This is a genomic window from Streptomyces oryzae, from assembly GCF_017676365.1.
Taxonomy (GTDB): Bacteria; Actinomycetota; Actinomycetes; order Streptomycetales; family Streptomycetaceae; genus Streptomyces; species Streptomyces oryzae.
Genome location: NZ_JADKMA010000128.1, coordinates 1 through 21,554, shown reverse-complemented (window position 1 = coordinate 21,554; position 21,554 = coordinate 1). Strand labels below are relative to the sequence as shown.

The 21,554-nt window shown below is 71.7% G+C and carries 20 protein-coding genes and 3 pseudogenes; 12 read left to right on the top strand and 11 right to left on the bottom strand.

All coding sequences use genetic code 11. The features are described 5' to 3' along the window. The 8 genes and pseudogenes from ITI46_RS22750 to ITI46_RS22715 form a co-directional block, all read right to left on the bottom strand. On the bottom strand, positions 1 to 277 hold a 277-nt coding region (locus tag ITI46_RS22750), incomplete at its 3' end, for a GNAT family N-acetyltransferase (RefSeq protein WP_209241567.1). 80 nt (positions 278 to 357) lie between these two features. Continuing rightward, entirely contained in the window at positions 358 to 1,704 is a 1,347-nt protein-coding gene (locus tag ITI46_RS22745; protein ID WP_209241564.1) for an NAD-binding protein, read from the bottom strand. 499 nt (positions 1,705 to 2,203) lie between these two features. After that, positions 2,204 to 2,347: pseudogene (locus ITI46_RS36090) on the bottom strand (hypothetical protein); the annotation flags it as partial. 73 nt (positions 2,348 to 2,420) lie between these two features. Beyond that, a pseudogene (locus tag ITI46_RS36085) lies at positions 2,421 to 2,882 on the bottom strand (SagB/ThcOx family dehydrogenase); the annotation flags it as partial. 321 nt (positions 2,883 to 3,203) lie between these two features. Further along, positions 3,204 to 3,386: a hypothetical protein gene (locus tag ITI46_RS22735; RefSeq protein ID WP_209241562.1), complete on the bottom strand. Its 183-nt coding sequence runs from the start codon at positions 3,384 to 3,386 to the stop codon at positions 3,204 to 3,206. 1,114 nt (positions 3,387 to 4,500) lie between these two features. Next, positions 4,501 to 4,722: a DUF397 domain-containing protein gene (locus ITI46_RS22725; protein ID WP_247746422.1), complete on the bottom strand. Its 222-nt coding sequence runs from the start codon at positions 4,720 to 4,722 to the stop codon at positions 4,501 to 4,503. Between the two features lie 25 nt (positions 4,723 to 4,747). Next, positions 4,748 to 4,969: a DUF397 domain-containing protein gene (locus ITI46_RS22720; protein ID WP_209241561.1), complete on the bottom strand. Its 222-nt coding sequence runs from the start codon at positions 4,967 to 4,969 to the stop codon at positions 4,748 to 4,750. Beyond that, on the bottom strand, positions 4,950 to 5,804 hold the full coding sequence (locus ITI46_RS22715; RefSeq protein ID WP_209241560.1) for a helix-turn-helix domain-containing protein: 855 nt from the start codon (positions 5,802 to 5,804) through the stop codon (positions 4,950 to 4,952). Before ITI46_RS22715 ends, ITI46_RS22720 begins: the two co-directional genes overlap by 20 nt. 180 nt (positions 5,805 to 5,984) lie before the next feature. Between ITI46_RS22715 and ITI46_RS22710 the strand changes: the two genes are divergently transcribed. The 7 genes from ITI46_RS22710 (at position 5,985) to ITI46_RS22680 (ending at position 12,714) form a co-directional block, all read left to right on the top strand. Then, positions 5,985 to 6,218: a hypothetical protein gene (locus tag ITI46_RS22710; RefSeq protein ID WP_209241559.1), complete on the top strand. Its 234-nt coding sequence runs from the start codon at positions 5,985 to 5,987 to the stop codon at positions 6,216 to 6,218. Then, positions 6,215 to 6,616 (top strand): ATP-binding protein, encoded by a 402-nt coding sequence (locus ITI46_RS22705; RefSeq protein ID WP_307808276.1) that lies wholly within the window; start codon positions 6,215 to 6,217, stop codon positions 6,614 to 6,616. Before ITI46_RS22710 ends, ITI46_RS22705 begins: the two co-directional genes overlap by 4 nt. A 33-nt stretch (positions 6,617 to 6,649) precedes the next feature. Then, on the top strand, positions 6,650 to 7,252 hold the full coding sequence (locus tag ITI46_RS22700; protein WP_209241558.1) for a TetR/AcrR family transcriptional regulator: 603 nt from the start codon (positions 6,650 to 6,652) through the stop codon (positions 7,250 to 7,252). Then, entirely contained in the window at positions 7,249 to 8,694 is a 1,446-nt protein-coding gene (locus ITI46_RS22695) for an MFS transporter (RefSeq protein WP_209241557.1), read from the top strand. Before ITI46_RS22700 ends, ITI46_RS22695 begins: the two co-directional genes overlap by 4 nt. A 77-nt stretch (positions 8,695 to 8,771) precedes the next feature. Continuing rightward, a complete protein-coding gene (locus ITI46_RS22690; RefSeq protein WP_209241556.1) occupies positions 8,772 to 9,896 on the top strand; it encodes a metallophosphoesterase in 1,125 nt (374 codons plus the stop codon). 23 nt (positions 9,897 to 9,919) lie between these two features. Continuing rightward, positions 9,920 to 11,596, top strand: a complete 1,677-nt coding sequence (gene murJ / locus ITI46_RS22685; RefSeq protein WP_209241555.1) for a murein biosynthesis integral membrane protein MurJ — start codon at positions 9,920 to 9,922, stop codon at positions 11,594 to 11,596. Between the two features lie 176 nt (positions 11,597 to 11,772). Beyond that, positions 11,773 to 12,714 (top strand): carbohydrate kinase family protein, encoded by a 942-nt coding sequence (locus ITI46_RS22680; RefSeq protein WP_209241554.1) that lies wholly within the window; start codon positions 11,773 to 11,775, stop codon positions 12,712 to 12,714. Between the two features lie 212 nt (positions 12,715 to 12,926). On the opposite strand, the gene ITI46_RS22675 is transcribed toward ITI46_RS22680, so the two are convergent. Then, positions 12,927 to 13,892, bottom strand: coding sequence for a beta-ketoacyl-ACP synthase III (locus ITI46_RS22675; protein WP_209241553.1), 966 nt, complete (start codon positions 13,890 to 13,892; stop codon positions 12,927 to 12,929). A gap of 99 nt (positions 13,893 to 13,991) precedes the next feature. On the opposite strand from ITI46_RS22675, the gene ITI46_RS22670 reads away from it, so the two are divergent. Beyond that, positions 13,992 to 14,627 (top strand): TetR/AcrR family transcriptional regulator, encoded by a 636-nt coding sequence (locus ITI46_RS22670; RefSeq protein WP_209241552.1) that lies wholly within the window; start codon positions 13,992 to 13,994, stop codon positions 14,625 to 14,627. A 29-nt stretch (positions 14,628 to 14,656) separates the two neighbouring features. Here ITI46_RS22670 and ITI46_RS22665 read toward each other — a convergent pair whose 3' ends face one another. Further along, entirely contained in the window at positions 14,657 to 16,342 is a 1,686-nt protein-coding gene (locus ITI46_RS22665; protein WP_209241551.1) for an acyl-CoA dehydrogenase family protein, read from the bottom strand. 140 nt (positions 16,343 to 16,482) lie between these two features. Between ITI46_RS22665 and ITI46_RS22660 the strand changes: the two genes are divergently transcribed. The 3 genes from ITI46_RS22660 to ITI46_RS22650 all read left to right on the top strand — a co-directional run bounded on the left by ITI46_RS22660 (position 16,483) and on the right by ITI46_RS22650 (position 20,744). Next, positions 16,483 to 17,538: a YihY/virulence factor BrkB family protein gene (locus ITI46_RS22660; RefSeq protein ID WP_247746420.1), complete on the top strand. Its 1,056-nt coding sequence runs from the start codon at positions 16,483 to 16,485 to the stop codon at positions 17,536 to 17,538. A gap of 225 nt (positions 17,539 to 17,763) precedes the next feature. Continuing rightward, on the top strand, positions 17,764 to 18,900 hold the full coding sequence (gene rsgA / locus ITI46_RS22655) for a ribosome small subunit-dependent GTPase A (protein ID WP_209241549.1): 1,137 nt from the start codon (positions 17,764 to 17,766) through the stop codon (positions 18,898 to 18,900). 302 nt (positions 18,901 to 19,202) lie between these two features. Continuing rightward, the gene (locus ITI46_RS22650) at positions 19,203 to 20,744 is read left to right on the top strand and encodes a DNA-3-methyladenine glycosylase 2 family protein (RefSeq protein ID WP_209241548.1); all 1,542 of its coding nucleotides are present in this window, start codon (positions 19,203 to 19,205) and stop codon (positions 20,742 to 20,744) included. On the opposite strand, the gene ITI46_RS22645 is transcribed toward ITI46_RS22650, so the two are convergent. Then, entirely contained in the window at positions 20,698 to 21,126 is a 429-nt protein-coding gene (locus tag ITI46_RS22645; protein ID WP_209241547.1) for a PPOX class F420-dependent oxidoreductase, read from the bottom strand. The two genes, ITI46_RS22650 and ITI46_RS22645, sit on opposite strands and share 47 nt — an antisense overlap. Before the next feature lie 98 nt (positions 21,127 to 21,224). Between ITI46_RS22645 and ITI46_RS22640 the strand changes: the two are divergent. Then, positions 21,225 to 21,554: pseudogene (locus ITI46_RS22640) on the top strand (protein phosphatase 2C domain-containing protein); the annotation flags it as partial.

Here is a 21,554-nt window from a genome sequence, read left to right as displayed (position 1 = left end):
CCTCCACCCCGTCGACGGGCATCTCGTCCTCCACCGGGTCCAGCCCGGCGAACCCGATGAACTCCCCGGTGGCACGCACCTCGACCGCCCACCAGCCCCAGCCCCGTCGCTGCAGATCCCTCTGGAACCCGGCCACCGACGCGTCGCTCTCGGCCCGGCCGAGCACCCCGGGAAAGTGCTCCCGCACCTGTGGGTCGGCGTTCATCGCCGCCCATGGAGCGAGATCGCTCTCCCGCCATCCGCGCAGCAGCAGTCGCCCGGTTCGCAACTCTGTCACCTCTGTCACCTCTGTCACCGTGGCAACCTAACGGCTCGCGGGCCGGGCGGCGATGCAATAACCCGGCAGAGCGCGGCGCCTCAACCCGCAGCCTTACGGGGCACTCCGGGCACCTCTTCGAGAGCTCCGTGCTGATGGTGGGCGCAGCGGGTCGCGTGCGGCCACTGGGTGAAGGTGCCGTCCGCCCCCTCCACCAGCAGCCGCCGGCCCTGGGCGAGCACCCCGCTCGGCTCCAGTCCGGTCAGGCTCGCCGCCGTGTAGGCGGCGCTCAGGCTGGCCAGGTCGTGCACGATGCCGATGCTGAACAGGGACTGCGTCTCGGCGATGGCCTCGTGGTCGCCGGCCCGGATGACGACCCGCAGCTGCGGTGCGACGGCCCGCGCCGCCACACCCACCGCGATGTTGTCCAGGTCGTCGGAGGCGACGGCGGCCATGGCCTGGGCCTTGTGGAGGCCGAGCTTGCGGAGTACGAAGCGGTCCCGCGCGTCCGCGACGACGACGGGGATGCCGAGCGCCTTCGCCAGCCGGAGGTTGGGTGCCGCGGGGTCGCGCTCCACCGCGATCACGCCGAGGCCCAGTTCCTGGAGGCGCGTACACAGCCGCAGCCCCACCTGACCGAGCCCGACCACCACCACATGGCCGGCCCTGGGCAGCGCCCGCGGGCCCACCATGCCGATCGAACGCGGGGCCAGCAGCCGGTCGACCATGCCGGCCGTGAAGACGGCGGTGAAGACGATGCTGGTCAGCATGGCGACGCTGGCGAACAGTACATAGCCGGTCGAACCGTGCGCGGTGGCGGGCCCGACGGTCGCCAGGGTCCGCGCCGCTTCGAAGAGGGCTTCCACCGGCGGCCGGTGGTTGAGGGCCACGGACCAGCCCCAGTCCGCCAGCAGCACGGCGAAGAGACCGGCGAGACCGGCCAGCATGATCCGCGAACTCCCGTCGTGCGGCCGCAGCTGCCCCCGGACCTTTCCGGCCAGCGCCCGGTATCTGAGCGAGCGCGGCGGCCGGTACGGGTCGAGCCGTACCCCGTCACCCTCCCAGCGGGCCCCGACGTGCCCCGTGGGCGTGCGGTCGAGCGCCAGCAGCCCTGGCTGGAGGCAGGCGGCCAGCAGCACCGGAGCGGCGACATCGGCCGGCGAGGTGACCCGGCAGTTCGGCACCGTACGCGCGAGCTGCTCGGCGACGGTGCGGTCGAAGACCGCCACCACCAGATTCACGCCGGGGCGGATGTGCTCGACCGCGAGGGCGTAGCGCAGCGACTCGGCGTCGTCGTCGAAGAGCACCGCGACGCCTGCCACTTCGGGGCCCTCCCGGCCGAGGGCCCGGCGCAGCGCCTCGTCCGTGGGCTGTGCCAGGTGGCGCACGACGTTCCCCGCCGCCTGCAGATGACCGCAGACCCGGCGCGCCGCGTCATTGCCGATCACGACGTAGTGCTGCTGTTCCGCCTCGTTCGCAGCAGGCGCGCCGGAGCACTCAGACAGCGAAGGCGCAGTCATCTGACCGGTAGGGGTCGCAGCTGAGGCAGCGGAGGTTCCGGCAGCCGCTGCAGCGTACGAGCAGCCGGCCGCAGTGGCAGGTGGGGTCGATCTCGTCAGCGGGCTCTGTGTCCATCGCCGGGCGCCTGCTCACGGCGCTCATGGGAACTGCTCCAATCCGTGGTGCGGGACAGCGGGATTCATGGCCCGCCCGGCCCGCCTCGCCGCTCCGGACGTGGCTTCCGCGTCTCCGGGATCACTGGCTGGACGCGGAGAGCACAAGCGGCGCGGACGGAAAGCTCCCTCCGTCCGTGGGGGCCGAGCCGACCAGCGGAGAAAACCGGGGGTCACCCGGCGCGAAATCCCGCGCCCCCTGAACGTAGGGCGGCCACCTCCCTCGCACTATGTACAGATGTCACACAGGTGACGCTCTGCATTGGACAGATGCTCAAGGGGTCGCGGCGTCACCGTGGCCGGCCGGAGAGAGTGGTGCGGCGGACGTACCGTCCAGGCCGAGGCACGCGGTGACGCGGCTGTCGTCGAAGGCGCCGGTCTGGAAAGGACCGAGCCCCAGCGCGGTGGCGGTCAGTACGAAGCTCTGCCCGAAGTGGCCCGCGTCGAGGAGACAGACGCGGTACGCGCGGGTTGCGGTACTTGACGAGCATCCGCTCGACCTCCGCGACCAGACAGATCACGAAAGCGGCCCCGCCTGCCCACTCCTGGTTCCCGCACGCGGCGGCCAGCTCGTCCCTGTCACAGCCCTCGGACAGCAGCTCCAGGGAGTGCTCCCGGGCGTTGTAGTGGTACCAGCCGGGTGCCATGTCGCTGACGTTACGGACCGCAACGTACGCCCCCAGCTCCTGCCGGGCTCCCCCAGAGGGACTGGTGCGCCGGATCAGCGCACCGAACCCACCCGCGTAGATGAAGTCCACCGGCCCGAAGACGGTCGCGAGCAGCGCGGCGAGACGGGACAGCTGCACCGGTTCGGCACCGAAGTCACGGGTCGTACGCCGTTGGTAGAGGGCATCCCCGAGGGGAGTGTCCAGCTTCGCCGGGGTACGGGGGAGCAGAACGCGGTCCGCGTCGAGGTAGCTGGTGAAGATCGCGGGGCGCCCCCGGTCCTCCATGATCTCCGCCGTGGCGGCCGGGAGGGTGACCGGGGTGCTGTGGGAGTAGGGGCGGACGATGAACTCGTCCCGGTGCCAGTAGCAGGTCAGGCAGCGGCCCCTGCGCAAACGCGTTACGGCTCCTTCGGGCAAGAGTCGGGAAAGGAAATCCGGGGGCGAGTCAGTGCCCGCCCCCGGACTGTCAGGCGTCAGCGGGCTATACCAGTGCCAACTGCCGAAGCGCCTGTCGTCACGGGGTGCGGGCTTCGCCGTGAGGGTGATCTTCCGCATGTCGTCACCTCCCTCCGGTCTCGTCATGGCCGGTCTCCGGAGCCGCCCGACTCAGGGGTTTGCGGCTCCGAGGTCTTTGCGGGCGACGACGAGGCGCTTGGGGTCGCGCTTCTCGTCGGGGCCGGGGTGCAGTCCTTCCCGACCGAGGCCGAACTCGGCCACCTGCCGAACCCCGGCTTCTTCCAGCAGCCGTTCGACTTGTTCCGGGGGGAAGTGGAAGTACTCGTGGACCACGGTGGAGCGTCGGTACAACGGGGCGTCGGCGGCGGTGAAGTGGTCGACATGGAGGCGGACCGCCGGGTGTCCGAGTCAGTGAGGCTGCCCCGGTGCACGGTGAGTGCCCCTTGTACCCATCGACGCGGAGCGTTGTGGCCAACCGCTCGTAGAACCCGGTGGTGTTGAGCTCGAGCACGAACAGCCCGTTCGGGGCCAGGAACCGGGCCACACCCTCGAACGCGGCCTTCAACTCCGCCTCGTCGGCCATGTAATTGAGCGGCTCGCCCAGGGCATCCGAGGTCCACCAGCCGCTTGCCGGGGGCGCCGTGCTCCTCGATGAGCCGGCGGTACATCCCCACCCAGTGGTCGTAGTCGTCGTGGCGGGTAATGGTGTCGTAGTCCTCCGCCATGACGTCGTACACCGACCGAACGGCGTCGGTGTCCTCATCGGCCTCAGGCGTTGCCCCCTCGATCAATTCGCCGTTCCCCACATGAATCTCTCCGTGCGACGTTGGTCGCGCGGCTGGGATTCACTTCGTGAATTGAGGTTTCATGCGCCATGGCCGCTCTGACGGTGACCCGAGCGGCCACGGGAGGGAGAGTGCAAGGCGGCGCCGAGCACGATTCAGGCCCGAGCGTGGCGCGCCGGGGCCCGGTGCCCGGACCAGTTCCGTCGTACATGCGCGTCCTTGGTGCTGGGACACCCGGCCACGGTCGCGGGGGCAGGCTCGGTGCGCTGCACAAAAGTCCGACTCCGAGCCCGCCGCCTTCGCTCCCGGCGGCTGCGGACCTCAGCTGGTCAACCCCCCGCTCCGCAGCCCGCTGATGAAGCGGGCCCACTGGGGCGCGGAGAAGGTGAGCACCGGGCCGGGCCGTCGCTGTAGCTGCTCTTGCGCCAGCGGGTGGTGCTGAGGTCGGGCTGGTTGCCGAGCATCTTGGGCTTCCTTTGCCGGGTGGTGTCAGGCGTTCAAGTCCTCGTTGTGGAATGCAGCGATGAAAGTGCTCAACCGGTGCGACGTCACCCTGGCCGGTCGGCCAGGGTGACGCGGCGCACGGTCGCGGTCGCGGGAGCCTTTCGGCGGCGTCACCGGCTAGACCGGTGTCGTTGAGGCAGCTACGTTGGCTGCGGAACTCAGCTGATCAAGCCCCCAGTATCGAGCGCCCGGATGAAACGGACCCACTGGGTCGCGGGGAAGGTGAGCACCGGGCCGGTGGGGGCGGTCTTGGCGTCGCGAACGGGGACGATGCCGCCGGGCACGTTGGCGGCAACCTCCAGGCATTCGCCGCCGTCGCCGTTGCAGTAACTGCTCTTGTGCCAGTGGGCGGTGCTGAGGTCGGGCTGCCTACCGATCATCTTGCGCTCCTCCGGCTGTGTGGCGTCAGGCGCTCACGTCTCCGTTGTGGATGGCCGTGATGAAGTGCGCCCATTGGGATGCGGGGAAGGTGAGGACCGCACCTGCGGGCGCCGTCTTGCTGTCACGGACCGGGACGATGCCGGTCGCTGCGCTCGCGCCGACCTCCACGCAGCTTCCGCCGGTTCCGTTGCTGTAGCTGCTCTTGCGCCAGCAAACCGCGCTCAAGTCAAGGCGAGTGCTTGCCATTTCGGTAGTCCTCTGCTGCGTCCAGAATCATGGCTAGGGACGCCTTCGGTGATAGCGCGACGGCCCTGAGGAGATCGTACGACCTCTGGTAGGCCGCTACGAGGGCCGGATCATCGAGGACCTCGCCACTGTGCAGTCCCTCCGTGTAAACGAGGGCCGGGGCATCAGCGAACGTCATAATCGCGGTCATCCCGGTCATGAAGGGATGCGGGCCCGCACTCAGCGGCAGGATTTGTGGAACGATCCGGCGTCGCTCGGCCAGGTCGGCGATATGCATGAGCTGTTCAGCCATCTCGGTTGGTCGCAGAAGTGGCTGTCGGATCAAGTTTTCATGCAGCACCGCCCAGAACAGCGGCTTCTTCAGGTCGCTCTTGAGAAGGTCCGCCCGCGCCAGGCGGCCATCCACCTTCGTGGCAACCTCATCGGGCAGCGCGAGAGGGAGCGCCGCCTCAACCACAGCGCGCGCGTATGGCTCTGTCTGGAGCAGGCCGGGCAGGAGGGTTGGGCTCCATTCCTCGATGGTCTGCGCCTGCTTCTCTGCCTCCAGCGCCTTCTCGAAGTACCAGGCGTGCCCCCTCAATCGCGCCTTTCGGACATCCTCACACCGGCGGCGGAAGAACCCATCCGTCTTCAGCACGCGATCCACGTGCTCCGCGAGATCCGGGGGCATGCGCCGCTCCCCGCGCTCGATCTCGCTCAGGTGGCTGGCTCCGTAGTAGCTGCCCTCCACCAGCTCCTGCTGGGTCAGTCCGGCTTGCTCGCGCTTCCAGCGGAGCTCCTTCCCATAGAAGGTGGGGACGCCTGCTGATCCGTCGATGTCCTTGGGTCCTGGCACGGTTCACCGCCGAGAGATTGATGGCTGTTTTCGTTCGGGTGGGGCCATTCCCGGAGGGTCCGCAATTGGTCGTAGCTGATGGGCAGTTCGCTTGCGGGAGCCCGATGAGCAGCAACGTTATCCGCCGCCGGGCCATTGTGTGGGTGGTTGGTCACACAGTGCTCAGGAAGGGTGCGACAAATGAACGACTGTGCGTACGGGCGATCGAAAAGCGTCGAGGAATGCATTGCTGAGCTCAGCGTGGCGCTGCGCGCGAACGGGCTGAAGCTGCCCTCGCTCGGGGCAGACCCGGTGACGTATGCCGGGTGGCAGCCGTACCCACTGATCTCGCTCGGTAATTGCAACCTCGACACCGCCCGCGCCCTCGCAGCCGTGCTGCGCGCTGCGGCGGGGGAGGGGCGGGCCGAGGGGTGAGGACCCGGACGAGGAGGCCCGCGCTTTCCCTCACGGTGGCGGCGCGGGCCCGCGACATCGGCGCCGTACGGAGCGAAGCGGCTGCCCACTGTGCGCGATGGGGCGCGCCCCAAGTCGCTGACACAGTTGCGCTCTGCGTCAGCGAACTGCTCACCAATGTGGTGGTGCATGTGGGGGAGGGCGTGCCCGCAACCGTCGGGATCACGTGGTGCGGCCATGACCGCGTACGGCTCGGCGTCACCGACCCCGACCCGCGTCCCCTCCCTGCGCTTCCTGCCGCCGCTCCCGACGCCGAGTCGGGAAGAGGGCTCGCCCTGATCGACGTGCTCGCGCTGCGCTGGGGCGTGGCGGAGGGCGCGTACGCGAAGACGGTGTGGTGCGAGTTCGCTACCTCGTAGACACTGTCTACCCGCACCTGGTAGACAGTGTCTATGGATGAACGGAACGCCGACGCCGGGCTGCGGGAACGACTGGTCCGCGCAGGTGTCGAACTGGTGGCGGAGGAAGGGGCCCGAGGGGTCTCCCTCCGGGAGATCGCGCGGCATGCGGGGGTCTCCCACGGGGCGCCCCGCCGGTACTTCCCCACCCATCTGTCGCTGCTCTCGGCCATCGCCCGCGAGGGGTTCGGACAGCTGGCGGCCGAGGTGGGGCGGGTGCTGGACGAGCGGCAGCAGGAGAGCCCGCGTGCCCAGCTCGCCGCGCTGGCCCGCGCCTATCTGGCCTTCGCCCGCGGCCACCGGGGCATGTACGAGCTGATGTTCCGGCACGACCTGCTGGAGAGCGGCGAGTTGGGGCTGCGCGAGACGAGCCTGCCGCTCTTCGACGTACTGGTGGACCTCGTCGTACGGGCCCGGCCGGAAGACCCCCCGGAAGCAGACCCGCGCGCACAGGCGGGCGCACTCTGGGCCGGCCTGCACGGGATCGCTCAACTCGGCGCCTGGCGCAGCCTCCAGCTCGCCACCGGCAGCGAGGAGGACGACGTACTGCGTGCCCTGCTGGACGCACACCTCGGGCCGGGACCGGTGAACACGTGAGCGCCCAAGGGCGGGGCATACGGGCCCTCACCCTCGCCGCCAGCGCCACCGGCGCGGCCGTCGTGGCGCTGGACGGCACCGTACTCGTCGTCGTACAGCCCAGCCTCCAGCGGGAGTTCGGTGCCCCGCTCGCGCTGGTGCAGTGGACGAGCACCGGCTATCTGATCGCCGTCGCGAGCCTGCTGGTCTTCGCCGGGCGGCTCGGCGACCGGTACGGGCACGGGCGGCTGTTCGCCATCGGGATGCTGGGCTTCGGCGCGGCCTCGGCCGGGATCGGGCTGGCGGGCTCCATCGGCTGGGTCATCGGACTGCGGGTCGCCCAGGGCGTCTTCGGCGCGCTGCTGCAACCTGCCACGCTCGGCATGCTGCGGGCCGCGTTCCCGCCGGAACGGCTCGGGATGCCGATCGCGGTGCGGACGAGCGTGATCGGACTGGCTGCTGCCATGGGGCCGGTCCTCGGCGGGATGCTCGCCGCCGGACTGGGCTGGCGCGCGGTCTTTTTCCTCAACGTTCCACCGGCCGTGGCCGTCGGGCTCCCTGTGCTGCTGGCGGCGCGCAAAGCCCCCACGGCTCCGTCGCCCGGCCGCCTCGACCTCCCGGGCGCCTGCCTGCTCGCCGCCGCGCTGCTCTGCCTCGTCCACACCCTGGTGTCCCTGCCCGATGACGGCTGGACGGCGGTGAACGGGCTCGCGGCGGCAGCCGGCGCCACCGCAACCGCCACGGCGGCCCTCGCCTTCGTACGGCATGAACGCCGCACTGCAGCCGAGCCGTTGCTGCCCGCGGGGCTGCTGCGTACGCCGGGCATCGCCTCTGCGCTGGCCCTGCTGCTCACCGCCTCGGCGTCGTTGCAGGGGACGCTGTTCGTCGCCGCCTACTTCCTCCAGCGCGTCGTCGGCCTCGACCCCTTCGCCTGCGGGATACGGACCGTGCCGCTGGCCGCCGCGATGGTGCTGGGCGCACCGCTGTGTGCCGTGCTGCTGCGGCGCTGCGGGCCGCGGCGTACGGCCGGGGGAGGGGCGGCGGTGCTGGCGGCCGGGGTGGCGGTGCTGTCGCGCGCGGACGCCGAGGTGGGCGCGGGCGTCGTCGGGGTCGCGTTCTGCGCGCTGGGCGCTGGGTTCGTCGCGGTGATGGTGACCGCCACACCCGTTCTCATGGGGCAGGCTCCGGCCGAGCACGCCGGGGTGGCGGGTGGGTTGAAGCAGACGGCGATGAATGTGGGGCCGACGCTGGGAGTTGCCGTGGCGACGACACTGCTGTCCGCCTTCGCGCCGGGCCGGAGCGCCCCGCACGCGGCGTTCCTGGCCGGGATGGGCCCCACCCTGGCGGTGCTGGCGCTGACGGCGGCCGCCGGACTCCCGCTGGCAGCGCGGCTGAGACGTCCGGACCCGCCACAAAGAAGTTACCGACGAGTTGACACTGTTTCCCCGCGCGCCCACTCTTAGCTGCGCCGTGTACATGCCACCTGCACTCCCAGGGGGTGGTGTCTGTACAAGTCACGCGGTTACGCGAGGAGAAACGCATGGGAACTCAGGGGGAAGGCACCGCTCCCAGCAGACGGACGGTGCTCGCAGGCGTCGGCGGAGCGGGCGCGGCCGCAGTGCTCGGCGGGGGAGTGGCGGCCCAGTCGGCGTACGCCGCGGACAGCGCTGCCGACGGCGGGGCCGACAAGCTGCCGATACCCCGCAAGGCCGAACTCACCGTGCTGCTGACCGGCGACGCGGGCACCGGTGAGGACGGACAGTGGAAGGTGGCCGACGCCGCCCGCGCGGTGTGCGAGCGGCGCGGCGTGGACCTGGCGATCGGGCTTGGCGACAACATCTACGAGAACGGCCCCGAGAGCGACACGGACGACGAGTTCCAGTCCAAGTTCGAACGCCCCAACACCGGCATCGACGTCCCCTGGCTGATGGTGCTCGGCAACCACGACACCAGCGGCATCATCCCGGGCAGCGGCGGATGGCCCTCGCGCGGCAACCACGAGGTGGCGTACCACGCGCACTCGGCCCGCTGGTACATGCCGAACCGCTACTACGCGGTGGCCGTACCCGACGGCGCCGCCGAGCCGGTGGCCGAGTTCTTCGCGCTCGACACCACGCCGCTCTCCTCCTACGTGCTGCAGACCGACCCCACCTACTACTGGGACGGGCCCTTCGCCCGCGAGCAGCGCGCCTGGCTGGCCCGGTCGTTGGCCGCCTCCCGCGCCCGCTGGAAGTTCGTCTTCGCCCACCACCCGCTGCGCAACAACGGCACCCACCGCAACGCGGGCGAGTACGAGGGCGTCACCTGCGGCGACTACATGAGCGGCAAGCACGTCAAGGAGCTGTACGAGGAAGTCGTCGTCGGCGAGGCGGAGTTCATCCTCTCCGGCCACGACCACACCCTGCAGATCCTGGACACCGGCGCCGACTACCGGGGAACCCAGCAGATCGTGTGCGGCGCCGCCGCCAAGACCAAGGGCCGCGCGGACGAGCCGAGCAACAAGGCGTTCTGGGAGGCGTACGACACCCTCGGCTTCATGCTGCTGACGATCAACGCCCAGCAGGTCGTCGTGGACGCCTACACCGTCGATCCGGAGACGGGCGAATCCCGCCACGCCTACCGGCACACCCGCACCGACCGGCTGGGCGCGATTCACACCCGGTGATCGATCCGGCGTAGATTCCCCGCATGGCGGAGGGGACGAAGACCACAGCCGACGTGCGGGACCAGCCGGGGGCGGCCGCAGCGAAACCCGGGCTCGCCCGGTCGTCGCTGCTCATGGCGGCGGGCACCGTCGTCTCGCGAGCCACCGGACTCATCCGGCAGGTGCTCCAGGCGGCGGCGCTCGGCACCGGGCTGCTGGCCAGCACGTACAACACGGCCAACACCGTGCCCACCAGCCTCTACACCCTGCTGATCGGCGGCGCCCTCAACGCCGTACTGGTGCCGCAGCTCGTCCGGGCGCGCGCCACGCACGCCGACGGCGGCCGCGCGTACGAGCAGCGGCTGGTCACCCTCGTCGTCACCGTGCTCGCGCTCGGCACGGCGCTCGCCGTCTGGGCGGCGCCGCAGATCGTCGGCCTCTACATGCGGGACACCCCGGCGCAGCACGAGGCGTTCGAGCTGACCGTCGTCTTCGCCCGCTTCCTGCTGCCGCAGATCTTCTTCTACGGACTGTTCGGAATGCTCGGCCAAGTCCTCAACGCGCGCGAGAAGTTCGGCGCGATGATGTGGACGCCGATCCTCAACAACGTCGTACTGATCGCCATGTTCGGCGCCTACCTGGGCATGATGACCGTCCCCGAGCGGGTCGCCGACATCACCGAAGGGCAGGTGCGGCTGCTGGGCCTGGGCACCACCGCCGGTATCGCCCTCCAGGCCCTCGCGCTGCTCCCGTTCGTACGGGCTGCCGGGTTCCGGTTCCGGCCGCGGTTCGACTGGCGCGGCACCGGGCTGGGCAGCAGCGCGCACGCCGCCAAGTGGACGCTGCTGTTCGTACTGGCCAACCAGGTCGCCCTCACCGTCGTCACCAACTACGCCAACGCCGCGGATCAGGAGCTTCCGGACGCGGGTGCCGGGTACTCCGCGTACACCTACGCGCAGACCATCTGGATGCTGCCGCAGTCCATCGTCACCGTCTCGCTGGTGACCGCGCTCCTGCCGCGGATGAGCCGGGCTGTGGCCGAGGGGCGCCCCGCCGACCTGCGCGCCGATCTGGCGCGTGCGCTCCGGCTCACCGGCGCCGTGATCGTCCCGACCGCCTTCCTCTTCCTCGCGCTCGGGCCGCAGATCTCAGCCCTGCTGTTCGCACACGGTGCCGCGGACGCGGCGTCGGCCCAGCCACTGGGGCAGATGCTGCAGGCGTTCGGGCTCGGGCTGATCCCATTCTCCGCGCAGTATCTGCTGCTGCGCGGTTTCTACGCCTTCGAGGACACGCGGACGCCGTTCTTCATGGCGGCGTTCATCGCCGCGGTCAACATCGCCCTCGCCGCCTGCTGTCATCTGCTGCTGCCCGCGCGGTGGGCCGTGACCGGCATGGCCGCGGGCTATTCGCTCTCCTACGCGGCGGGGTTCGCCCTCACCGCCTGGCTGCTGCGCCGCCGGCTCGCCGCACCGCTGGACCCTGCGGGGCGCGTACTGGGCGTGTACGTGCGGCTGTTCCTGGCCGCGGCCGCCGCCGCGGGGCTCGCCTGGTGGGCGGCGGACGGCGTACGGCACGCACTGGGCCAGGGCACGCTCGGATCGGGTACCGCCCTCGCGGCGGGCGTCCTGGTGCTCGGCCTCGGCTATGTGCTGCTGGGGCTGGCGTTGCGGGTCCCGGAGCTGCGGAGCCTGGCGGGACGCCTTCGGCCCTCGTCGCGCTGAGGGGGCGCGCCCCGAAGGGGCGCGGGGAACTGCGCGACCAGCCAAAAAGGTGCTGCACCCGGACAATCCGCATCAAGCTCTACGGCGGGTCCCCGCCACCCGGGGCGCCGCACACCTCGTGAACGTACCGTAGTGCCGCCAAAGGGCTGGACCCATGCCAAGGCGAAAGGGCCGAGATGACCGCTGATACACCCATTGCCGTACTGGGCGAGTGCGTGGCCGACGCATTTGTGGCGCCGCGCAGCGATGCCGCGCCGCTCACGCTCGACGTCTTCCCCGGCGGCGGCCCCGCCAACACGGCAGTCGCACTGGCCCGCCTGGGCACGCCGACCCGGTTCCTGGGCCGGCTCTCGCACGACGTGTTCGGAAAGCTGTTCTCCGCGCGGCTCGCGGAGTCCGGCGTCGATCTGAGCCACGCGGTGCACGCGGCGGAGCCCAGCACACTGGCCGTGGCGGACGTGGCCGAGGACGGCAGCGCCGACTACGCCTTCCACGCGCAGCAGACCGCCGACTGGCAGTGGACGGACGGCGAACTGGCCGCCGCCACCGCCGACCCCCTCTCCTGCCTGCACACCGGCTCCCTCGCCCTGGTCCAGCGCCCCGGCGGTCCCGCTGTCGAACGGCTGCTGGCGGCGATACGAGAGCGCGCGACCATCTCCATCGACCCCAACGTCCGTCCGCTGCTGGTCGATCCGGCCGTCTACCGCGAGGCGCTGCCCCGCTGGTGCGCGGCGGCCGACATCCTGCGGCTCTCCGACGACGATCTGGCCCATCTGCGTCCCGGCGCCACACCCGAGGAGGCCGCCGACGCCTTCCACACCGACGGTGTGCCGCTGGTCGTGGTGACCTTGGGCGCCGAGGGCGTACTGGCCTCCCTCGACGGGCAGCGCCTCCGCGTTCCGACGCCGCCCACCCGCGTCGTGGACACCGTCGGTGCGGGGGACTCCTTCATGGCGGGCTTCCTGCACGCCCTCCGTACGGCCCGCGCCCTCGGCGGCAGACTGGAGGACGTCACCGCCCAACAGGTCACCGAGGCCCTGGAGTTCGGCGTCCGGGTGGCCGCCGCGGTGGTCTCGGTCCGCGGCGCGAACCCGCCGTGGGCGAAGGATCTCGACTAGTGCTTGCCGTCACATCTTGGGTGCCCGGCACGGTGGGCTGCGCTTGCCCACCCTGTGCCTGGGGGTACCCCCTGCTCGAAGAGCTTGGGGGAGCAGACTGCCCAAGCTTGCGGGGAGCCATTCAGGGGCGCGGGGAACTGCGCGCGCAACCACCACGCACCCGCAGCCCGCAGCCGACGCCCAGGGGCACCCCCTCACCGGAATGCGCCGAGCTAGGGACAGCGAACGACCTGCCCCGCCCAGGAAAGGCCGCCGCCGAAGCTGAGCAGCAGGACGGGGGCGCCCGGCGCCACCTCGCGGCGCTCCACCAGCTTGGCGAGAGCCAACGGCACTGAGGCGGCCGAGGTGTTGCCGGACTCGACCACGTCCCGGGCGATCACCGCGTCCTCGGCGAGATCCAATTGGCGCAGCAGGGCCTCGATCATGCGCAGGTTGGCCTGGTGGGTGACCACTCCCGCCAGGTCGCCCGGCGCCAGCCCGGCCCGCTCGCACGCGCGGCGCGCGATGGCGGGCAGCTCGGTGGTGACCCAGCGGAAGACTGCCTGCCCCTCCTGGGCGAAGCGCGGCTGCCACTCGTCCCGCAGCCGCACCATCCCGCCCCGCGACGGGTCCGAGCCCCACTCGACGGGCCCGATACCATCCGGTTCCCCCGCGTCAACGCCGTGCCCGACGGCGCTGACGACCGCGGCGCCCGCACCGTCGGCCAGCAGGACACAGGTGGTGCGGTCGGTCCAGTCGGTGACGTCGGACATCTTCTCCGCGCCGATCACCAGCGCGTGCCGCGCGGCGCCCGCGCGCACCGAGTGGCCGGCGGAGGCCAGCGCGGTGCAGAACCCGGCGCAGCCGTTGTTGAGGTCGTAGGCGACGGCGGACGGGATGCCGAGGGCGCCGGCCACCTGCGCCGCGTTGCTGGGGCAGCGGTCGCGTGCCGAGCAGGTGGCCAGGACGACCAGATCGATGTCGGCGGGGTCGAGCCCGGCCGCGGCCAGCGCCTTGCCCGCCGCCGCTGTTCCCAGATCGGCGACGGTCTCGGAGTCGGCCGCGATGCGCCGGGTGACGATCCCGGTGCGCTGGCGTATCCACGCGTCGCTGGTCTCGACCATGCCCGCCAGGTCGTCGTTGGTGAGGACGCGTTCGGGCTGGTGGTGGCCCAGCGCTGCGATACGGGTTCCCGGCACGGTGCTGTTCTCCTCGCTGAGGGGACGGGTGGCGTGTGGCGGGAATATAGCAACCGATCGGTCGGAAGTTAAATGCGGACGGCCGGATACGATGGGTGCATGAGCCCACGCAAGTCCGCCGCCGAGGCCCGCAGAACGCGGGAGCGGATCATCGAGCGCAGCGTCGCCATCGGCTCCGTCGAGGGGCTGGAGGGGCTGACCATCGGGCGGCTCGCCACCGACCTCGGCATGAGCAAAGCGGGCGTGCTCGGCCACTTCGGCTCCAAGCAGGCGCTCCAACTCGCCGCGCTGCACGGCGCCTCCGAGCTGTTCACCCGGCTGGTGTGGGAGCCCGTCGCGGATCTGCGTCCCGGGCTGGTCCGGCTGCGGGCGTTCTGCGAGGCATGGATCCGCTATCTGGAGCAGGAGCGCACGGCCTTCCCCGGCGGCTGTCTGTTCACCGCCGCATCCGTCGAGTTCGACACCCGCGGCGGCCCCGTGCACGACACGGTGGCCCGCTTCATGCTGCGCGGCCGGCGACTGCTCGTGAACGATCTGCGGATCGCCGTCGAGGTCGGGGAGCTCCCCGACGACGTCGAGCCCGAGCAGCTCGCCTTCGAACTGCACGGGCTCTACATGGGCCTCAACCAGGAACTCCAGCTCTTCGCCGACGCCACGGCCCCGGCACGGACCCGCCGGGCCCTGGACCGCCTGCTGGGGGCCGCGCCGGAAACGGGCGCCCCGCCGAAGAGCTGAGCGAGGCGCCGTACGGCGGGCTGAGGGACCTACGCCACCGGCAGCGCCCGGTCCACGATCGACTCCAGGTCGAGCCCCGAGGGCAGCGTGCCGAAGGCCGCGCCCCAGTCGCCGCCGAGCCGCGAGGCGCAGAACGCGTCGGAGACGGCGGCCGGAGCGAACCGCACCAGCAGCGAGCCCTGGAGGACCAGCGCCATCCGCTCCACCAGCCGCCGGGCCCTGGTCTCGATCCCGTCCAGGTCCGCCAGCTGGGAGAAGACATCCTTGGTCGCCGCGTCCAGCCGGTGGTCGGCGCCGTGTGCCCGGCCGATCTCCGTCAGGAACGCGTTCAGCGACTCGGGAGAGCGCTGCAGCGCCCGCAGCACGTCCAGCGCCTGGACGTTGCCCGAGCCCTCCCACAGCGAGTTGAGCGGCGACTCGCGCAGCAGCCGCGGCATCGGTGACTCCTCCACATAGCCGTTGCCGCCCAGGCACTCCAGCGCCTCACCGGCCAGCGGGACACCGCGCTTGGTCACCCAGTACTTCGCCGTGGGCAGCGCCAGCCGCAGGAACGCACGGTCCGCCGCCGCCTGTTCGCCCTCGCCCGCCGCGCTGTCGTACGCCGCGGCCAGCCGCAGCGCCAGCGTGGTGGCCGCCTCCGACTCCAGCGCCATGTCCGCCAGGACGTTCCGCATCAGCGGCTGCTCGATCAGCAGCTTGCCGAACGCGGAGCGGTGCGCCGTGTGGTGGGTGGCCTGCGCCACGGCCTGCCGCATCAGCGCGGCCGAGCCCGTCACACAGTCCAGCCGCGTCGCCGCCACCATCTCGATGATGGTCGCCACCCCGCGGCCCTCCTCGCCGACGCGGCGCGCCCAGGTGGTGCCGTCGAACTCCACCTCGCTGGAGGCGTTGGAGCGGTTGCCCAGCTTGTCCTTGAGCCGCTGGATGCGGAACGCGTTGCGTGTGCCGTCCGGCAGCACCCGTGGCACCAGGAAACAGCTGAGGCCCCCTTCTCTCTTGCCAGGCGCCGCCTGGGCCAGCACCAGGAAGACGTCCGACATCGGCGCCGAACAGAACCACTTGTGGCCCAGCAGCGTGTACTCACCCTCGCCGGCGCCCTCACCCGTCAGCGGCGTGGCCTCGGTGGTGTTGGCCCGCACATCGCTGCCGCCCTGCTTCTCGGTCATGCCCATACCGGCGATCGCGCCCAGCTTGTCGCCCGCGGGCCGCTCCAGGCCGTAGTCGTAGACGTGCGAGCTGAGCCGCGGCTCCCACTCGGCGGCCAGCGCCGGCTCCTTGCGCAGCGCGGGCACGGCGGCGTGCGACATCGAGACCGGACAGCTGTGCCCGGCCTCCACCTGCGACCACACATAGAAGCCCGCGGTGCGCCGCAGCTGTCCGTCGGGGCGCGACCAGGCGTCCGTCAGCCCCGCGGTCACCGCGTGCTCCATCAGCCGGTGCCAGGCGGGGTGGAAGTCGACCTCGTCGATCCGGTGCCCGTACCGGTCGTGCGTACGCAGCACCGGCGGGTGCTCGTTGGCCTGCCTGCCCCACTCCTGCGCCTGCGCCGAGCCCGCCGTCCTGCCCAGTGCGGTCAGCTCGGCGCGGGCCTCCTCGGCGCGCTCGGGGGTCATGTGCCGGGCCACGCCTTCGGCCAGTGCGGGGTCGGCGGAGAAGACGTCGTAGTCGACCAGTGGCGGAGCCTGGTTGGTCACGGTGTGTGTCGAGGGTGGCATACAGATACGTTAAAGAGGTGCGTGCAGTCGAGGAAACCCCTGAGCAGACCGCCGGACGGGCCCCACGGTGGGCTCCCCGGCGGTCCCGTGGCCAGTTCCGAAGGGCCCGGGTGAAGTACCGCGATGTCCCCAAAAGGAGGATGGCGTGGCTGCTGCTCAAGGACACCGTCAACTCGTGCATGGAGTACCGCGTGCTCGGGCTGGCGGCCGAGGCGGCGTTCTTCACGCTCATCTCCATCCCCCCGCTGCTGCTCGGCGTGATCGGTCTGCTGGGGTATCTGGACTGGATCGGCGCCGACACGATCGAGATGATCCGGCGCAACTTCCTGGACGCCTCCGCCACCGTCCTGTCGGACCGGGGCGTCGACCAGGTGGCCAGGCCGCTCATCGACGACGTCATCCGAGGGGGCGGACCCGATGTGATCTCGCTCGGCTTCGCGCTGGCACTGTGGTCGGGGTCGCGCGCGGTGAACGTCTTCATCGACACCATCACCGTGATGTACGGGCTCGACGGGCGGCGCGGCATCGTCAAGACCCGGCTGCTGGCCTTCTTCCTCTACCTCGTAGCCCTGGTGATCGGCGCGGTGGCGCTGCCGCTGATGGTGGCCGGCCCCGACGCGGTGCTCCGGCTGGTGCCGCAGGCGCAGTGGGTGGTCAGCGTCTTCTACTGGCCCGTCGTGCTGCTGCTGTCCATCGTCTTCCTCACCACGCTGTACCACGTGTCCGTACCGGTGCGGTCCCCCTGGCGGGAGGACATCCCCGGTGCGCTGGTGGCGCTGGTGATGTGGGTGCTCGGCAGCTTCCTGCTGCGGCTGTATCTGACGAACACAGTCGAGGGTCCCACGATCTACGGCTCGCTGGCCGCACCCGTCGCCGTACTGCTGTGGATCGGCGTCTCGGCCTTCGCGGTGCTGGTGGGCGCCGCCGTGAACGCCGCCATCGACCACGTGTGGCCCTCGGTGGCCACGGCTGCCGCGCGGCGTGCCAACGAGCGGCGCCGTGAGGAGGCGGCGGCCGAGGTCGTCGCCGCGGTCGCCGCGCGGCGCCGCCGGATGGAGGAGTACGAAGACGGCGACGGCGACCCGCTGGACCCGGACGCCCCCGCCGAGTTCCCCGAACGCTGGACCAAGTTCCTGCCGCCGTCGGACGTACGGGGCCGCCTGCTGCGCCCGCGGGGGCACGACCGCGACGACTGACGCCAAAAAAGGGTGGCGGTGCGGCAGCCCGCAGGGTTACCGTCCCAGCCGACCCGTACGGCGGCACAAGGGCCCGCCGTGCCCTGCGACATGAACGGAGGTGCGACTGATGGCTGTCACCGCGCTGGGCGCTGCCCGGATCCAGTCCGTCACATTCACCTCCGTGGCCACCGGCTGAACTCACCTCTTCGGTAGCCGGGGCCACCCTTGTGAAGGGTCAACCCCTTGTCGCAGAACACCGTTTCTTCCCATGACGACTCGACGCTGGCCGCGTACGGCTGGGACGACGGCTGGCAGGCCGCCTACGCCCGGGCGACCGCCGACCCGGCCACCGCGGGCCCCGACCCGCTGCCCGGCAGGGTCGTACGCGTCGACCGGGGCCAGTGCGATCTGGTCACCCCCGCAGGCACCCTCCGTGCCGACACCGAGTTCGTCGTCCCCCGCGACCCCATGCGGGTCGTGTGTACCGGTGACTGGGCTGTCGTCGACGCCGACGGTGCCCCGCCGTACGTACGGACGCTGCTGCCGCGCCGTACCGCGTTCGTACGCTCCACGTCCTCCAAGCGCTCGGAGGGGCAGGTCCTCGCCGCCAACGTCGACCACGCGCTGATCGCGATCTCGCTCGGTGTGGAGCTGGACCTGGGCCGTATCGAGCGGTTCATCTCCCTGGCGTGGAGCAGCGGAGCCCAGCCGCTGCTCGTGCTCACCAAGGTGGACCTCGTACCCGACGCGGCCACCGTCGGGCACCTGGTCGCGGACGCGGAGACCTCGGCGCCCGGCGTCCAGGTGCTGCCCGTCAGCGCGGAGACGGGGGAGGGCGTCGACGTCCTCGCCGCCCTCCTCGCGGGCGGCACCACCGTGCTGCTCGGCCAGTCCGGTGCCGGCAAGTCCACGCTGGCCAACGCGCTGCTGGGGCACCGTGCGCAAGCCGTCCAGGCCATCCGCGACCAGGACGGCAAGGGGCGGCACACCACGACCACCCGCAACCTGCTGCCCCTCCCGGCGGAGACTGGGGGCGGCGTCCTCATCGACACCCCGGGACTGCGTGGCGTCGGCCTGTGGGACGCCGAGGACGGGCTGGGCCAGGCGTTCGCCGAGATCGAGGAGCTCGCGGCCGACTGCCGGTTCCAGGACTGCGCGCACCGGGCGGAGCCCGGCTGTGCCGTGCTCGCCGCCGTTGAGGGCGGTGTGTTGCCCGAACGGCGGCTGGAGAGCTATCGCAAGCTCCTGCGGGAGAACGCTCGCCTGGCGGCCCGTACGGATGCGCGGTTGCGGGCCGAGCAGCGGCGGGTCTTCAAGCAGCGGCAGGCGTTGGGGCGGCACATGATGGAGCGCAAGCGCGGGGTGCGTCGTCGGGGCTAGCCGTGCTTACCGCGCCGGTTATGTTGCCCCCTCCCTGCTTTTCCGGGGAGGGGGTGCCCCTGCGGCGCCGTTGCAGTCTGCGGGTTTGTTTGTGGCTGGTCGCGCAGTTCCCCGCGCCCCTTACGAGGGCGTTCCTCCCCGCGAAGCTTGGGCAGTCTGCTCCCCCAAGCTCTTCGAGCAGGGGGTACCCCCAGGCGCAGGGCGGGCAAGCGCAGCCCCCCATGCCGGTACGGGGAAGCCATGAGACGGCCATGTCCGATTTCCGCTAGCTCTTGCCCGGGGCTCTGTCCACACTGGGGGGCGTGACCACAGAAGACAGCAGGTATGAGGCCGTACGCAGCAGGGACGCCCGGTTCGACGGGGTGTTCTTCCTGGGCGTGCGCACCACCGGCATCTACTGCCGGCCGAGCTGCCCCGCGGTGACCCCGAAACGGGAGAACGTCCGCTTCTACCCGACCGCCGCGGCGGCCCAGGCCGCCGGCTTCCGCGCCTGCCGCAGATGCCGCCCGGACGCGGTGCCCGGCTCAGCGGAGTGGAACGTACGGGCCGACCTCGTGGGCCGCGCGATGCGGATGATCTCCGACGGGGTCGTGGACCGCGAAGGCGTCGCGGGGCTGGCACGGCGGCTCGGCTACAGCCCCCGCCAGGTGCAGCGCCAGCTGACCGCCGAGCTCGGCGCCGGTCCCGTGGCGCTCGCACGGGCCCAGCGTGCGCACACCGCGCGGGTGCTGCTCCAGACGACGCCGCTGCCCGTCACCCAGGTCGCGTTCGCGGCCGGGTTCGCGAGCGTCCGGCAGTTCAACGACACCGTCCGCGAGGTCTACGCCCGTACGCCCAGCGAGCTGCGCGCGGCCTCCGCGCGCGGTGGACACGGGCCCGCGGGCCGCCCCGAGGTGCGGGAGGCCGTCGCGCACGGGGGCGGTGCCGTCGCCGGGGTGCCGCTGCGGCTGGCGTACCGGGGCGCGTACGCGACCGACCAGGTCTTCGGCTTCCTGGAGCGCCGCGTCATACCCGGCGTCGAGGAGGTGCTGGGCACCCCGGGCAGCCGCACCTACCGGCGCACCCTGAACCTGCCGTACGGCACCGGAATCGCCGAGGTCGACGAGTGGCAGGGGCGCAGCGGCAAGGGCTGGCTCGAATGCCGGCTGCACCTGGGGGACCTGCGTGATCTGACGACCGCCGTGCAGCGAGTGCGGCGCCTCTTCGACCTGGACGCGGACCCGTACGCCGTCGCCGAGCGGCTCGGCGGCGACGCCGCGCTGGGGCAGCTGGTCGCCCGCACGCCAGGGCTGCGCTCGCCCGGTGCCGCCGACGCGCACGAGCTGGCGGTCCGCGCGGTGCTCGGCCAGCAGATCACCGTCGCCGCGGCGCGCACCCTGGGCGGCACGCTCGTCGCGGCCTACGGCAAGCCGCTGGCGGCGCCCGACGGCACGCTCACCCATCTGTTCCCGGACGTGGACGCCCTCGCCGAGGCACCCCTGGCCGAACTGGGCATGCCGGAGAGCCGCCGTCGCACCATCCGCACCGTCGCCGCGGCACTCGCGGACGGCACCGTGGTCCTCGACCCCGGCGCCGACCGTGCGGAGACCGAACGCGCTCTGCTGGCCCTGCCCGGAGTCGGCCCGTGGACGGCGGGCTATATGCGGATGCGCGCCCTGGGCGACCCGGACGTCTTCCTCCCCGGCGACGTGGGCGTACGGCACGGGCTGGCGCTGGCCGGGGCCGACGCTGCCCACGCCGGCCAGTGGCGCCCCTGGCGGTCCTACGCGCTGCACCACCTATGGCACGCGACCGGCCTCACTCCTCCTCCAGCCCCCAACTGTGCACCCGGCGCGGGTGAATGACGATCAGCTCGTCACTGAAGTGCGGACCCAGATCGTGCGGCCCCTCGCGCAGCTCGGCCACGCCCCGGATCTCCACGCCGCGCACCCGCCACGGCTTGAAGCTGACGATGTCGTCCACGACGAGCGACAGCCGGGGCTGGGTGCGCAGGTTGCGCCACTTCTTGGTCGTACCGAGCGCGTAACCGCCGACCAGGATCGTGCCGTCGTCCTGCGGGAAGAACCCGACCGGGTTGTTCTGCGGCTGCCCTTGCGGGTCCACCGTCGCCAGCCGGCCGAGCCGCTGGGAGGCAAGGAATTCCCGCTCGGCGGCGCTGAACTCCCAGCCCTCTCCGGGACCGGCTGACGCGGTGCCGGGGTTGGCGTTCTGTCTCACCTGTGTCATACCGGGCAGTGTCACACCCGGCACTCGGCCCCACATCGGAACACGGTCGGCCCGGTCCTCCGCCATTCGGTCTAGGACTTGTGGGGCAGCATGAAGCCATGAGCCGACAGAGGGCACAGGACGGTGGTCAACCCCGCGACTGGTGGGCGCAGTTGTACGACCCGGGCGCTCCCGACACGGGCCGGGCCCGGGCCTCGGACAGCCTTGATGAGCGCTATCGCTCGGTCAGCCGCACTCTGGCCGACGCCCCTGGTCCGGGGACTCCCTCCTCGCAGTGCTCCTCGCAGTCCTCCGGAGCGCTGCCGGTGGCCGATCCGGAGGCGCTGGCGGAGCTGGTGCCGGACACGGTGGTGGAGGGGGCGCGATTCGGCCGCGCCGTGGTGCGGGCGGCTTCCGTGCGCGGGGTCGGGGCGCGGCGGGCGGGGGAG